This window comes from Bartonella sp. AS69XJJH (genome assembly GCF_042195585.1).
GTDB lineage: Bacteria > Pseudomonadota > Alphaproteobacteria > Rhizobiales > Rhizobiaceae > Bartonella.
The window spans coordinates 1-1,283 of record NZ_JBHIOO010000089.1 but is presented as its reverse complement, the minus strand read 5'-3'; the positions used below and the strand labels follow the sequence as shown (position 1 = coordinate 1,283).

The 1,283-nt window shown below is 36.0% G+C and carries 1 protein-coding gene; it reads left to right on the top strand.

Annotation, left to right across the window (positions count from 1 at the left end; genetic code table 11):
• The first annotated feature begins 597 nt into the window (after positions 1–597).
• Entirely contained in the window at positions 598–1,251 is a 654-nt protein-coding gene (locus ACFIK6_RS09820) for a hypothetical protein (protein ID WP_273783770.1), read from the top strand.
• The last annotated feature ends 32 nt before the right edge of the window (positions 1,252–1,283 follow it).

Below are 1,283 nucleotides of genomic sequence, written 5' to 3'. Positions count from 1 at the left end.
TTTTATTAGATCTTTTATACTTTTTAATGAGAGGCTATCTGCCTCTCAAACTCTCTGGAACGCTCACCAAAATCATGACATCAGATCCGCGTTTAATGAGAGGACTAACAATCCTTGGTTCTTAGTGTCAAGGAAACCATTACATGGCGCCTAACGGCGTCCTTGACAAAGAACCTAACGGCTTGTTTTGTCCTTCTCACGCGGCTCCGAAATCATGATTAAAAGGGTGAGCTTTTAGGGGCATATACTACAAAAGAAAGAGATAAAAATTATAAGCTATTTTATGAGATAAATATTTGAAAATATTATAAAAAACACCAAAAAACAGTTGACAATAAATGGGTATTTTGCTATATAAATACTTAAGTGATCAAAACACTAATCCTAAAGCGAATAGATTACGAAACAATCTTTCTTTGCTTTTCAAAAACTGACTGTCTTTTATGTTTTAAAAACGTATAATGATTTTGTCGGGTGTAGTTATGTCATATAATACCCTTACGGGGAAAGCATAACAACAGACTTTAGGCTGTGTTTTGAGCGCCCGACGCCTTTATAGGAGTCAATTCAAAACATTATAACCTAAAGGAGTTCATTATGAACGCTATCTCCAAAAAATATGAATTTATTGATGATTGTGAATATATCGATGGTCATTTCTTAAAGCGAATTAGAGCCTTAAGAGATTTTGATGATGTCAAAAAAGGGGATCTTGGAGGTTATATTGAAAAGGAAGATAACCTCTCTCATGACGGAAATTGCTGGGTTTACGATAAAGCACGCGTCTTTCAAAATGCACGGGTTTATGAAAATGGTAAAGTGAAAAGCTTTTTTGTAGACGTTTATGGCGATGCTCAAATTTATGGTAATGCTATTTTTGAAGGCATGACAATAAATGATTATTGTGAGGTTTATGGCAACGCCCATATTCAAAACGCTGTTGTAATTGAAGGTAATGCAAAAATTTATGATAATGCCTCTGTAAGTGGGCATGCTCGTATTTCTGATGAATCTGTTATTTGTGATAATGCTCATGTTGGTGGCAATGCAAAAATAAGTGATGGTGCTTATATTTGTGATGAATCGCGTGTATTCGATGATGCCGTGGTTTGTGGTGCTCTTGTCTCAGGGGATTCTTATATTCATAGCGCAGCCTCTTTAACTGAAGATGATCAAATTCATGATGAGGCAATTCCAAGATTTGGTAGTGAAGATGATTATTATCGTCATGAGTATGAGGATGTTGCGTAAATAAAATAGCAGGTGCGGGGGGCGCCTGCTTT